At 69.2% G+C, this 13,211-nt stretch carries 10 protein-coding genes and 2 pseudogenes; 10 read left to right on the forward strand and 2 right to left on the reverse strand.

Features of this window, described 5'->3' with window-relative positions; all coding sequences use genetic code 11:
• Positions 1–215: pseudogene (locus ABTZ89_RS25230) on the forward strand (cysteine desulfurase NifS); the annotation flags it as partial.
• A 3-nt stretch (positions 216–218) separates the two neighbouring features.
• Positions 219–1,307, forward strand: coding sequence for a tRNA 2-thiouridine(34) synthase MnmA (mnmA, locus tag ABTZ89_RS25235; RefSeq protein WP_351048936.1), 1,089 nt, complete (start codon positions 219–221; stop codon positions 1,305–1,307).
• Here mnmA and ABTZ89_RS25240 read toward each other — a convergent pair.
• Both ABTZ89_RS25240 and ABTZ89_RS25245 read right to left on the reverse strand, forming a co-directional pair.
• Positions 1,288–2,127 carry an alpha/beta fold hydrolase gene (locus ABTZ89_RS25240; protein WP_351048939.1) on the reverse strand — a complete coding sequence of 280 codons (840 nt, stop codon included), beginning with the start codon at positions 2,125–2,127 and terminating at the stop codon, positions 1,288–1,290. The genes mnmA and ABTZ89_RS25240 overlap by 20 nt on opposite strands.
• The gene (locus ABTZ89_RS25245) at positions 2,124–3,311 is read right to left on the reverse strand and encodes an FAD-dependent monooxygenase (RefSeq protein ID WP_351048942.1); all 1,188 of its coding nucleotides are present in this window, start codon (positions 3,309–3,311) and stop codon (positions 2,124–2,126) included. Before ABTZ89_RS25245 ends, ABTZ89_RS25240 begins: the two co-directional genes overlap by 4 nt.
• An 85-nt stretch (positions 3,312–3,396) precedes the next feature.
• Between ABTZ89_RS25245 and ABTZ89_RS25250 the strand changes: the two genes are divergently transcribed.
• The 8 genes and pseudogenes from ABTZ89_RS25250 to ABTZ89_RS25285 form a co-directional block, all read left to right on the forward strand.
• On the forward strand, positions 3,397–3,918 hold the full coding sequence (locus tag ABTZ89_RS25250) for a TetR/AcrR family transcriptional regulator (protein WP_351048945.1): 522 nt from the start codon (positions 3,397–3,399) through the stop codon (positions 3,916–3,918).
• Between the two features lie 31 nt (positions 3,919–3,949).
• Positions 3,950–4,735: an alpha/beta fold hydrolase gene (locus ABTZ89_RS25255; RefSeq protein WP_351048948.1), complete on the forward strand. Its 786-nt coding sequence runs from the start codon at positions 3,950–3,952 to the stop codon at positions 4,733–4,735.
• A gap of 31 nt (positions 4,736–4,766) precedes the next feature.
• Positions 4,767–6,299 carry a fatty acyl-CoA synthetase gene (locus tag ABTZ89_RS25260; protein WP_351048951.1) on the forward strand — a complete coding sequence of 511 codons (1,533 nt, stop codon included), beginning with the start codon at positions 4,767–4,769 and terminating at the stop codon, positions 6,297–6,299.
• 154 nt (positions 6,300–6,453) lie between these two features.
• Positions 6,454–7,482, forward strand: coding sequence for a methionine synthase (locus tag ABTZ89_RS25265; RefSeq protein WP_351048954.1), 1,029 nt, complete (start codon positions 6,454–6,456; stop codon positions 7,480–7,482).
• 71 nt (positions 7,483–7,553) lie between these two features.
• Entirely contained in the window at positions 7,554–7,937 is a 384-nt protein-coding gene (locus tag ABTZ89_RS25270; protein ID WP_351048957.1) for an effector-associated constant component EACC1, read from the forward strand.
• A 3-nt stretch (positions 7,938–7,940) separates the two neighbouring features.
• Entirely contained in the window at positions 7,941–11,819 is a 3,879-nt protein-coding gene (locus ABTZ89_RS25275) for a caspase, EACC1-associated type (RefSeq protein WP_351048960.1), read from the forward strand.
• Between the two features lie 72 nt (positions 11,820–11,891).
• On the forward strand, positions 11,892–12,899 hold the full coding sequence (locus ABTZ89_RS25280; RefSeq protein ID WP_351048962.1) for a DUF6461 domain-containing protein: 1,008 nt from the start codon (positions 11,892–11,894) through the stop codon (positions 12,897–12,899).
• A gap of 51 nt (positions 12,900–12,950) precedes the next feature.
• Positions 12,951–13,211: pseudogene (locus tag ABTZ89_RS25285) on the forward strand (hypothetical protein); the annotation flags it as partial.

A 13,211-nucleotide genomic window follows, 5' to 3' on the forward strand; every position in this document is an offset into this window, starting at 1 on the left:
TTTCCGAGCCCAGCCACGTGCTGCTCGCGATGGGGGCAGACCCCAAGGCCGCGCGGGGGTCGCTGCGCTTCTCGCTGGGGCACACCTCGACGGCGGCAGATGTACAGGCACTCACCGAGGCCATCGGGCCGGTGGTGCGACGAGCGCGTAGCGCCGGTCTGGCCGGGTTGCGCCGATCTTCGGCGGGGTCGACGGCCACCGCCACGGAGGTGTGAGGCGTGCGAGTACTGGCAGCCATGAGCGGCGGGGTGGACTCCGCGGTCGCGGCGGCGCGAGCGGTGGACGCCGGGCACGACGTCGTCGGGGTGCACCTGGCGCTGTCGGCCAAGCCCGGCACGCTGCGCACCGGGGCCCGCGGGTGCTGCACCATCGAGGACTCCCGCGACGCGCGGCGCGCCGCCGACCTGCTGGGCATCCCGTTCTACGTGTGGGACTTCGCGGAGCGGTTCACCGAGGAGGTCATCGAGACCTTCGTCGGCGAGTACGCCGCGGGCCGCACCCCGAACCCGTGCCTGACCTGCAACGAGAAGATCAAGTTCGAGGCGCTGCTGGACAAGGCGATGGCGCTGGGCTTCGACGCGGTCTGCACCGGCCACTACGCCCGGCTGTCCATCGTGGACGGTGTGCCGGAGCTGCGGCGCAGCCGCGACGAGGGCAAGGACCAGTCCTACGTGCTGGCCTCGCTGACCGCCGAGCAGCTGCGGCACTCGATGTTCCCGCTCGGCGACTCGCTGAAGTCCGAGGTGCGGGTGGAGGCGACCGAGCGCGACCTGGCGGTGGCCAAGAAGCCGGACAGCCACGACATCTGCTTCATCCCGGACGGCGACACCAAGAAGTTCCTGGAGAACAAGCTCGGCCAGACGCCGGGCAAGCTGGTCGACGACGAGACCGGCGCGGTCCTCGGAGAGCACACCGGGGTGCACGGCTTCACCATCGGCCAGCGCAAGGGTCTGGGCATCGACGCCCCGGCGGCGGACGGCCGACCGCGCTACGTGCTGTCGCTGGAGCCGGTGTCCGGCACGGTCAAGGTCGGTGCGGCGGAACGCCTGTCGGTGACCGAGATCGACGCCAAGCGCCCGATCTGGCCGTCCGAGGAACCGCTGGCCGGACCGACGGAATGCGTGATCCAGGTCCGCGCCCACGGCGGCACCGCCGAAGCGGTCGCCGAAGCCGACGGCGAGGGCATCCGCGTCCAGCTCCGCCAGCCGCTGCGCGGCGTGGCCCCGGGCCAGGCGATCGTCCTGTACCGCCCGGACGGCGAAGGCGACCTGGTCCTGGGCAGCGGCATCATCGCGGAGACCCGCTGATCAGGTCGGCGATGTGGTCGGGGTGCTCTTCGATCAGCAGGTGTCCTGCTGAGGGGAGCACGCTGAGCGGCCGGTCGAGGGTGCGCCGCACCGCGCGGGCCAGGGGCCTGCTGGGGAAGTAGCGGTCGTGGTCGCCGACGACGACCACGCGGTCCACCTGCTGATCCGCCACCACGGCTCCTGCGGGGCCCAGGCTCGATCGCACGTGGCGGGCGACCAGCGTCATCCACTCCAGCAGCTCCGGTCGGGGGCGGTGGCCGGGGGCGAGCATCGTGCCGAGCAGCTGGGCGCTGTCGGTCGGGCGGCGGCGGAGCAGCCAGGACATCGACGCGGCGAGGATGCCGGGCGTGATCCGCGCTCGGACGAGGCCGCCGGGGGACAGGAGCACCTGCCGCGAGACCAGCGGTGATCCGGTGGCCATCGCGATCGCCGCGCCCAGCGAGTGACCGGCCAGAACCACGGGGGACTCGGCGATCTCGTCGATCACCTCCGCCAGCCACCGCCCGTACCAGGACTGCCGTTGCGGCGCGGGAATTCGCCGACCGCTGCTGAGCCCGGGTTGACCGGGGACGTCGACCAGCACCACGCGGCAGCGCTCGGCGAGTGCGGTCGCGAGCGGCAGGCAACTGGCCGCGCTGAAGTTGGTGCCCGGCACGAACAGCGCGGTCTGCGCTCCTGAACCGGCGATGACCAGGTGCGTCGTGCTTCCGCTCGCGGCGATCACGCGGCGTTGGTGCGGTACTGCCCACGCGTCGAGCCGGCCGCGGCACCACTGCTCGATCAGCTGCCGGCTCCGCTCGCTCCGGTAGATGTCCTTCACCGCGGAACCCGGTCTCGGAGGTCGATCGCGTTGGCCGCTCGTTCGACGTTCTTGGACAGGGCCGCGGTTTTCGGCAGGTGGGGCATCAGGCGGAACATCTGGTTGCGCAGCCACAGGCCGGTGCGGGTCTTCGGGATGAGGGTCTTCGCGCCGTCCGTGGCGATCTTCTGGTTCAGCGCCACGAAGTTCCGCATCTCGCGCTCGTAGGCGCGGAACGCCCAGTGGTGGTCGCCGTCGGCTGCGTGCAGTTCGCGGGCCAGCACGTAGGCACCGACCAGCGCCAGGCTGGAGCCCTGGCCGGAGAGCGGGGACGGGCCGTAGCCCGCGTCACCGACCAGCGCGACGCGACCGCGGGACCAGCTGTCCATCCGGATCTGGGTGATCGAGTCGAAGTAGAAGTCCGGGGCGTTGCGGGCGGCTTCGAGCAGTTGCGGCACGATCCAGCGCTCGTCGCGGAACGCCTTGTCCAGCAGCGGGAGCTGGGTGCTCGGATCGCGCGGGTCGAAGCGCAGTCGCGGTGATGCGAAGCCGAGGATCGCCTTCGCGCCGCGGTCGGTCCGCGCCCGGTACAGTCCGGCGAGCCTGCCGGGCGTGTTGTGCACGGTTGTCCAGCGGTCGAGGCCGAGGAAGTTCTCCGTGCTGAAGATCGAGACGTGGAAACCCAGGTAGCGGGTGAAGTCCGATTCGGGGCCGAACGCCAGGCGCCGGACGGTGGAGTGCAATCCGTCCGCGCCGATCACGAGGTCGAACTCGCGGGGCTCGGCCCGCTCGAACTCCACCCGGACGGCGTCGGGGCCTTGCTCGATCGCCGTGATGGAGTCGCCGAAGACGTACTCGACGCCGTCGGTGCGCTCGTGCAGGATCCGGCTCAGCGCGCCGCGCATGAGCTCGACGTCGTCGGGGCCGCTGACCAGCTCGTCCATGCGCACCGAGGCGAGGTCTCGGCCGTCGCCGTCGACGATGGTCATGCCCCGCATGCCGGTGCGGGCTTCGCGCAGGTCGGTGAGGATGCCCATCCGCTCGGCCACGGTGACCGCCGCGCCGCGCACGTCGATCGCGTAGCCGCCGTCGCGGATCGCGGGTGACCGCTCCACGACCGTCGGGTGGAAGCCGTGTTCGCGCAGCCAGAACGCCAGCGCCGGGCCGGCGATGCTGGCTCCGGAGATCAGGATCGTCTTGGTCATGCCGCTCACGCTAGGCGGCTACTTACCGGGCGGCAAGTAATTTACCGGTCGGTAAGCACTAGGATCCTCGGGGAGGAGGGTGCTGATGCCGAGGACACGGGTCGACACCAGCGCGGAGATCCGCGCGGTCGCCACCGAGCTGTTCGCCCGCCAGGGGTTCGAGAAGACCAGCCTGCGCGAGGTCGCCGAGCAGCTCGGCATCACCAAAGCCGCGCTGTACTACCACTTCCCGTCCAAGGTGGACCTCGTGCGCGGCATCGTGCAGCCGCTGCTAGACGACGTCGAGGCGCTGCTGGCGGAGGCCGCGGAGGGTGATCCGCAGGGTTTCCTGGCCGACTACTTCGACGTGGTGCTGCGCCACCGCCAGGTGTTCGAGCTGGTCATCCGCGATGTCGGGGCGCTGGCGCAGCTCGATCTGATGGAGCAGATGCTCGGCTGGCGCGAGCGGACCTACCGCCTGCTGGTGGGCGAGGGCGCCACGCCCGCGCAGATCGCCAAGGCGACTGTCGCGATCGGCGGGTTGCAGGACTGCGCGCTCACCGAAGGTTCGGTGGAGGATTTCCGCGAGGCGGCGCTGGGTGCGGCGATCGCCGCGCTGCGCAGTTGACCGCGGCGCGTTTCGCGGCATGATCGGCTCCATGAGTGTTCTTCACGTAGTAGAGCGGGGAGACGGTGAGCGCGTGGTGTTCGTCCACGGCTCAGGTACGTGGGCGACGCACGATGCGTTCGGCTTCGGCGAGCAGCTGCCGCTGGCCGAGGAATTCCGGATCGTGCTGCCCGACCGGCGTGGTTACGGCGGCAGTCCGGACGTCGAGCGCAGCGATTACGCGCAGGACGCCGACGACATCGCCTCGCTGCTCGACGGCGGCGCGCACCTGGTCGGGCACTCGTCGGGTGGCGTGGTCGCGATGCTGGCCGCGGCGCGTGGTCCGGTGCGGTCGCTGACGCTGATCGAGCCGGCGTGCTTCCAGGTCGCTGCCGATGCGCCGCTGGTCGCCGCGGCCCTGGAGCGCAACCGGGCCGCTGTTGCATCCGTGCCGCCGGATCTGACCGACGCCGATCTCGTGCGGCTCAACTTCGAGTCGGTCGGCTTCGAAGCGCCGGAGCCGACGCCGGAACTGGCGCGCGCCACCCGGACCGCGCTGAACGAGTTCCCGACCTGGGAGGCGCAGATCCCGGCCGACGCCCTCGCCGAGAGCGACTTCCCGAAGCTGGTGGTCACCGGCACTTGGGAGAACGCGCCGCAGGCGTACCGGGAGCACGGCGGCGAGCCGATCATGGAATGCGCCCGGGTCACCGCCGAGCGCATCGGCGCCAACCTGCTGCGGGTTCCCGGCGCTTCGCACTGGCCGCACAGCCAACGTCCGGACGTCGTCAACGCGGCTCTGCGCGAGTTCTGGAAAGCGGGCGCGTTCCGCGGTTAGTGTCGTGGACCACCTGCGAACTGGAGGTCCGATGTCCGATCTTCGCGCCAGCACCGTTGCCGACGTCCTGCGCCGCAGCGCCGCGCGGATTCCCGACCGAGTCGCCCTGCGGTTCGTCGACAGCGCCGGGCAGGAGGCGGAGTGGACCTACGCCGAGCTCGACGACGCGGTCACCCGCGCGGCCGGGGTGCTGCTGGACGCGGGCGCGAGCAAGGGCGACCGGATCGCGGCCTACGGCAAGAACTCCGACGCTTACCTGATCGGTTTCCTCGCCTGCGCGCGGGCGGGTCTGGTGCACGTGCCGATCAACTACAACCTGACCTCCGGCGAACTCGCCTACCTGCTGGCGCAGTCCGAGAGCAGCATCGCGCTGGTCGACCCGGCGCTGGCGGGCAAGCTCGACGAGGTCCGCGGCGAAACCTCGCTGGAGCGCGTGATCCCGCTGCGCGGCGACGCGGATTCGCTGCTGGCGCAATGCTCCGCGGGACCGCTGCCCGAACTCGACGTCGATGTTGCCGACGACGACCTGGTGCAGCTGCTCTACACCTCGGGCACGACTTCGTCGCCCAAGGGCGCGATGATGACGCACCGCGCGCTGCTGCACGAATACCTGTCCTGCTTGGCCGCGCTGGACTTCGCCGAGGACGACCAGCCGCTGCACGTGATGCCGCTGTACCACTCCGCGCAGATGCACGTGTTCCTGCTGCCGAACCTGATGATCGGTGCCACCAACCGGCTCGTGGAAGTGCCGGAACCGGGTGACGTCCTGCGGCGCATCGAAGCCGAGCGGATCGGTTCGTTCTTCGCCGCGCCGACGGTCTGGGTCGCGTTGGCCAACCACCCCGACTTCGCCGAGCGGGACCTGAAGTCGTTGCGCAAGGCCTACTACGGCGCCTCGATCATGCCCGGCCCGGTGCTGCAGCGGTTGCGGGACCACCTGCCGGAACTCGGCTTCTACAACTGCTTCGGGCAGTCCGAGATCGCGCCGCTGGCCACCGTGCTGCGGCCCGAGGAGCACGCCGATCGACCGGACTCGGCGGGGCGGCCGGTGCTGTTCGTGGAGGCGAAGGTCGTCGACGAGCGGGGCGAGGAGGTCGCGCCGGGGGAGTCGGGCGAGATCGTCTACCGGTCGCCGCAGCTGTGCACCGGGTACTGGAACAAGCCGGAGGAGACCGCGGAGGCGTTCCGGGACGGCTGGTTCCACTCCGGTGACCTGGTGCGCCGCGACGAGGCCGGTTACGTGTTCGTGGTGGACCGGATCAAGGACGTGATCAACACCGGCGGGGTGCTCGTCGCCTCCCGCGAGGTGGAGGATGCGCTCTACACGCATCCGGCGGTGGGCGAGGTGGCGGTGGTCGCGGTGCCCGATCCGAAGTGGATCGAGCGGATCGCGGCGGTCGTGGTGCCCAAGGACGAGGTGACCGAGGCGGAGCTGATCGAGCACGTCCGCGGCCAGCTGGCCGGGTTCAAGGTGCCCAAGGAGATCCACTTCCTCGACGACCTGCCGCGCAACAGCTCCGGCAAGCTCCTCAAGCGGGTCCTCCGCGACCAGTTCACCGGCTGACGGCTCCGTCCTGGCTGGTCAGGGTTCGTGAGTACTTTGGGGTGCTCTGACACCCCGAAGTACTCACGACCGATGAGCTGCGGAGCGACCTTCGCAGGCCGAGCTCCGGGTTGCCCGGTCGGGTGCGCGGGCGCGGGCTGTCGATAATGGCGGGGTGACTGACGCAGCTTGGGGTCCGGGGATCGCCACCGCCATCGGCTCGATGCCCGGGACGGATCCGGTGGAGGCCGCGCGCACCGTGGCCGGGGAGTTGCCCGACCTGATGCCGTTCCCGGAACTGCCGGGACGCGGCGTCGGCGCCGACATCCTGGGCCGGACCGCGGGACTGCTGGTGGACCTGGCCGTCGAGGTCGTGCCCTCCGGCTACCGCGTCGCGGGCCGCCCCGGCCGCGACCAGCAGCGCGCCATCGACCTGCTGCGCTGGGACGTGGACGCGGTGGAGCAAGCGGTCGCGGAGAAGGGCGCACCGCGCGCGGTGAAGGTGCAGGCGGCAGGCCCGTGGACGCTCGCAGCGGGCATCGAACTGCACCGAGGGCACCGCGTGCTCACCGACCACGGCGCGCTGCGCGACTTCACCGAGTCGCTGACCGAGGGACTGCGCCAGCACGTGACGCAGGTCGCGAACCGCACCGGTTCCCGTGTCGTTGTTCAGCTCGACGAGCCGATGCTGCCGGCGGTGCTCAAAGGCGCCCTGCCCACGCCGTCCGGCTACGGCAAGGTTCCCGCCGTCCCCGAGCCCGAAGCGCAACGCCTGCTCGGTCAAGTCATCGAAAAGCTCGCCGCCGCAACGGATTCTCCGGTGATCGTGCACTGCTGCGCCCCGCGCCCGCCGGTTGCGATGCTGCGCCGCGCAGGTGCGGGCGCGATCGCGCTGGACGCTTCCGGGCTCGGCGACGTGTCCGGCGAGCTGGCCGACGAACTCGGCGAGGCGTGGGAGGAGGGAACCACCCTGTTCCTCGGCCTGGTGCCCAGCACCGAACCGGCGAACTCCGCCCTGCGCACCCTCGCACAACCGGCGTTCGACCTGGCCTCCCGCCTGGGCTTCGCCCGAAAAGCCCTCGCCGAGCGAAGCGTCCCCACCCCCACCTGCGGCCTCGCCGGCGCAACCCCGGCCTGGACCCGCCGAGCGATCACCCTCACCAACGACCTCGCCAAGCTCTTCACCGACGAAGCCGAGAAGTAGCGAACCGCACTTCGCAGAGTGCTCGATCGGCTACCGTGGGATGTTCGAGTACTCGTGCGGAAGGTTTGCGCATGGCCCGCTGGCTGATCGGTTTCGACCTGCCTGACGACACTCCGGAACAGCTGGAACAGCTGACCCAGCGGTTACTCAGCGAGCTTCGCGAGGTCGGTGCGGTCCGCGTGGACCGGGTGCGCGGTAGCGGCCCGGACGGCTCGAAGTCCGGCGCTGCCCTGGTGCTCGGGCAGATCGCGCTCAGCGGCGTGTTCTCGGCAGCCACGGCTGCAGCGTTCGCAAAGATCTTCGTCGCACGCATCGACCAGGCCAAAGCGCGCCGCGTGAGCATCGAGACGGACGGCGAGAAGTTCGAGTTGGAGAGCCTCTCCAGCAAAGACCAGCACCGCCTGGTGGAGGTCATCGCGGCTAAGCTTCGCGACGAGCCGTCGGACCCGCAGTAAGCCATGGCTGGCCGCCGAATCGCGCTGCTCGTCGCGACGTCGAGATATGCGGACGACGAGTTCAGGAAACTGCGCGCGCCCAGCAGGGAAGCCGAAGAGTTGCGGCAGGTCCTGGTGTCGCAGGGCGACTTCCAGGCCGAAGTGCTGCACGACGAGTCGAAGCGCGGAATCGAGAGCGCTATCGAGGATGTCTTCGCTGGCGCTGCCCCCGATGACTTCGTGCTGCTCTACGTGTCTGGCCACGGGATCAAGAACGATCGCGGACAGCTGTTCTTCGCTGCTTGCAACACCGACATGGCGCGAGTGGAGTCGACCGCCGTCAGCTCGATTTTCGTCCAGCACCAGTTGAGCGGATCACAGGCCGGGACCAAGGTCGTCCTGCTGGACTGCTGCTTCAGCGGCGCGTTCTCGCACGGCTTGGTGCCCAAAGCAGCAGAGCAGATCGACCTCGGTCAGCTGGCCGGTCGGGGGAGCTGCACCATCACCGCGACCAGCGCGCTGGAGTACGCCTACGAGGATCGCAGTTTGACGTCCAGCGATCCGGTGTCATCGCTGTTCACCAGGGCTCTGCTCGACGGGATTCGCACCGGTGCGGCCGACCTCGATGGTGATGGGCTGATCACCGGCGACGAGCTCTACAAGCACGTACGCGCGGAGCTCGACGGAACGGGCCAGACTCCCAAGCGGGAGATGCAGATGTCCGGCGACTTCGTCCTCGCCCGGACCACCCAGCCTGGCGCGAGCTTACCTGCGGCGTTGCTGTCGGAGAGCGCCCCGATGGACCTGGGGACGTTGCTCGCACACCCGAAAGCGGAGGTCAGTGGCCCGGCGGGGACCACGCTGAACGTCGTCGCTGGCACCAGGGCGACGAAGTCCGGGTGGGAACCGTTCCTGCTCGACCTAAGCGAGGCTCACAGCCACCTTGCTGTTCTTGGTCCGTCCCAGTCCGGGAAGACCCACTTCCTCCGAACCCTGCTGCTGAGCCTGGCGGCCGACTCCGCGCCGGATGAGGTCCGGATCCACCTGATCGACTCGGAGAGTCGCTTCGGACTTCTCAGCAAGCTCCCGCACGTGGCGGAAGTCCTCGGCCCTGAGCAGAGCGGGCGGATCGAGGAAGCGCTCACGGAGGCGGACGCGGCGATTTCGGCCCGCCGAGCTCTGTTTCGGGAGCAGGCGTTCGAATCCCCCGTGGAGTTCCGCGCAGCGCGCCGTAACCGCGCGCTGCGAGGTGGCGGATTTCAGGACATCTTCCTGGTGATCGACCGTTGGGAGGTCTTCGCTGCCGAGAATCCGAGGCTGGTTGAGCGGGTGGAGCGCATCGCCGACCACGGGGCCAGTTTCGGAGTGCACGTCGTCATCGCGGCGCGTTCGTGGTCGAAGATCCAGGAGTCCGTGCTCCACCACTTCCGCACTAAGGTGGAACTCCCCAGTGGGGGAGGGTCGGCTACGGCGGGAGGTAGAAGGTTTCAGCTGGTCACACCAGGTTCGACACCCCGTGGGGTGGGTACGGTGCAGCAAGCCCTCGTGACGATGGTCGAAGACATCGCCGGTCGGAAGCTGTACGACACCACTCTCGCGCCCGAGCTCAGCAGTGTTCTCGGCATCGCCGCCGCGGATTTCGACCCGAACACTGCGTGGTCGCGCAGCGCAGGAGAGCGGCTGCGGATCCCGGTAGGGGTGGATCCGTTCGGCAGAACCGTGCATGTGGATCTGCGGTCGCCAGGTGACGGCGGTGCCGGACCGCACGGGATGATCATCGGCGAAGCAGAGTCGGGCGCAGTGGAAACGATGCGGTCGATGGCGTTGCAGCTGATGTCGAACTGCTCGCCGCGCGATGTGAATCTGGCCTTTCTCACCGGATCGCCGCGGTTGCCGTTCCGCGACTTCGCTGCCGGTCCGCACGTCGCGTTGTACTCCGCAGAGACACTGTTCCTGACTTCCCGCTCGTCTCCGCAGTTCGACGCCCTCCGTCGAGAGATCGTCCGTCGACGGCGGAAGAACGATGGAGCTCGTCCTGCACTGGTGGTCTTCATCCACAACATGGCGGCCTCGCCAGCAGATGGTGTGGGGGAGCAGCTGTTGGAGATCATGGAGTTGGGAGGGGAAGTCGGCGTCCACGTCGTCCTGCTGGCGCGCAGCCTCGCGGGCAGCCTGCAGGCGGAGTTGGCGGACGCCTGCGGGTTCTGGATCGTGCACCGAGCGCGGAGAGCTGATTCGGAACTGCTGTTGGGAAATGCTGCCGCGGCCGAGCTTTCGGCTAGCCAACCGGGGATCGCACTCCTGAAGTCGCCGGGATCGCCGGCGATCAGGTTTCGGGCCTGGAATCCAGACAGGGCGGACTGGTCCGAGCAGGTCGACCGGCTGGCCGCGATAGTTCCGGACCGGGCGGTGGACATCCGTAACCCGATGTCCTCGCCGATCACGCTTGGCGAGCTGCTGGCAGCGGGGTCGGCTGATCCGGAGCTGGGCACAGATGTCCCCATCGGAATCGTGGATCACGTGGAGGAGGGCGAAGCTCGTCCTTTGCGGATCCCGGTCGGCGCCAACCTGGCCATCAGCGGTGACGGCATTTCGGGTAAGGCATTCCTGGCTAGGACCGCTGTACTGGCGTTCGCGCTGGCCCAACCGCCGGAAGAGCTGCACCTCTACTTCGTCGGCAGTTACCACTCGTGCACTGAGGTGCTGGCAGAACTGCCGCACGTCGCAGCGGACGTCGACATCGCTGATGTGGATGCCACGGAGATGGTGCTCAATCACCTGTGTGGAGTGCTCGAGGACAGGCGGAAAAGTCCTTCGGATGTGCACAACAGCATTGTTCTCGTGCTGGAGCAGCTCGAAGTGCTGACGGTGGCGGCGCCACATCTACTGCCGAAGTTCGAGAAGCTCGCGCAGGAAGGTCCGGGGCACAAGATCGGGTTGATCACGGTGTCCCGCGAAAAGCTCCTCGAGGATCTGAACCTCCACGAGCAATTCCCGATGCAGGTGTGGCTCTCCTCGGAAAGCCCGGGTGTTGGCACGGCAGCTGGACGCCCGTTCCGCGCGGCGCTGCCCTGGCTTGATTCGGATGACCTGGTCTCGCAGAAGGAGAACACGCGCGCTCTTGCTCGGCGCATCGCAGGTGAATCAGGCAGGTCGAAGGTGCGTGGTCTATCGCTCCCGCCGGAAGTCGTGCCGTATCGAGAACTGCTCGCTACCGCGGGGGCGCAGATCCGGTTCGGCAAGCTGGCTGGCCTTGACCGCTGGGCTGAGCTGAACCTGAGTTCGCACCCGCATCTGTTGTGCCTAGGGGAGCCGGGGGCTGGCAAGACGAACCTGGTGCGCCTGGTGTTGACTGAAATCGAACGGCTGTACGCGATCAGCGAACGGAACGTCTTCGTGCTGGATCCCAAGCGCAGATTGTTCGACCGGTTTCAAGGTCGGCAGCGCTCATACGCCGCGTCGGTCGCGGATTTCAACCGCATCCTCAATGAGGCGGCGTTCCAGGTTGAAACACGCTCGTTCCAGGGTTACGGCGCCGCTGAAGGCCCGCGCCCGATTTTCCTGGTCATCGCAGACTGCGAGCTTTTCAACGGCGATATGCTGCAGCGCTACGCGGACGTACTGGCGCGCGGAGGGGAGGCTGGGGTCCACCTGATCGTCACCCGGAACTCGATCAATGTCGGTGGCACCTTGAACAGCGGATTCCTTGGGAAATTGCGAGCGTCTGGGTGTGCGACGGTGGTGCTGAGCGGGGACGAGCGCGATGGCGAGCTGTTGCCTGGCGTGAGCTCTCGCCCGCAGCCCCCTGGACGGGGGCGGTTAGTGCGGGGCTCGACGATCGACTTGGTCCAAGTGGCGCAACTAACGCCGCCGGATGAGTCCTCTGTGGACTTCGGTCGGTGATCGGGGCTGTTGTTGGTGGGTCTTTTCCCGATTCGGGCGTGAGGGCCTTCGTGCGCTGGTAGGAAGTACGCCGTGGGCAGCTACTGCGTCAGCGAGATCGAGCGCGCCGAGTGGGTTCGGCGCAGCATCATCCAGGAAGCGGCGTGCCTGACGTTCGTGAGGGGCGGTGACCTCGAGCAGGTCGCCGCGGCGTTCGGCGGGGTCGCCGAGTTCGGGCGGGAGCTCGACGTCGACGAGTTCTGCGAGGAGGCCTTCGCCAACCAGGAGCGGCACCCGATGATCGCGCTCAAGCAGCTCGGCGACTGGCTGCTGGTGATCGAGGACGGTGGCGAGCAGGGGCGGCGTCCCGAAGTCCTGCGCCGGGTCGCCGAGACCACCGCGGTCTCGGTGTTCTGGGACGGCAGCGGGCTGACCCGCTTCTCGCACGCCGTCGGCGGTGAGCTGCGCACCTCGTTCGAGGCGGTGCTGCCGGAGTACCGGGAGGGCGGCGCGCCCGACGAGCTGGAAGAACTGCGGGCCGATCTGCCCTGGTCGCAAGCCGATCCGGTGGCGCTGATGCTGGCCCTGGCCGGGCGGCTCACCGGGCTGCCGCCGACCCCGGGCTGGCTGGCCGGGCGGCTCCGGACCTTCCCCGTCGCACCGTGGCCGGACGACCTGGTCGCGGTCGCCGACCCGATGGAACAAGTCGTCGGCTACCCGGCGGAGCTGCTCCCGACGCTGCGGGAAGCCGGCGGTCAGCCGCTGCGGGATGCTGCGGCAGCTGTCGCCCGGCATGTCATCGTCGCCGCCGACTGCGTGGACCACCCCGTGCTGCGCCGCACCGCGTGCGCGCTGAGCACCGGTTCGCCGGTCGACCAGGACGCGCTCGCGGAAGCAGTGCGGGAGCTGTCCTGGCAGAGCATCCGGAGCCGTCCGTGCAGCAAGGTCCGCGCGCACCGGCGGGCTGCGGAGGCCGTTCGGCAGGCCACCCACGACGATCCGCTGACCGCGCTGACCGGCGCGCTCGATGCGGCTCGGCAGGTGCGCGGGGTGGAGATCGTCGAGCTGGCGGGCATCGTCACAGCCGAACTGGCGGGGTGAGTCCACCCGTTCGGCCCCGCGCGCGGCAGGCCGACCGGCACAATGGGCGGCATGTTCAGGTTCCTCCGCCGCCGTGCGGCTGAAGACGCCGCCGCCGAACCGGTCGACGTGCCCGCCGAAGCAGCCGCCCGCGCCGAGGCGTTCTGGCAGCAGTGGGACGACCTTCTGCCCGAGCTCGCCGCCGCGCTCGGCGACAGCGAGCCGCTGCGCGTCGAGAACCTGGTCGCCGACATGGTGGCCGCGGTGCACCTCTCCCGCGCCGGCTTCATGCCGGGTTGGCCGGGCGGCAGCACGCCGACCGCCGCCATCGCC

Source organism: Saccharopolyspora sp. NPDC002686 (assembly GCF_040295745.1).
Taxonomy (GTDB): domain Bacteria; phylum Actinomycetota; class Actinomycetes; order Mycobacteriales; family Pseudonocardiaceae; genus Saccharopolyspora; species Saccharopolyspora oryzae.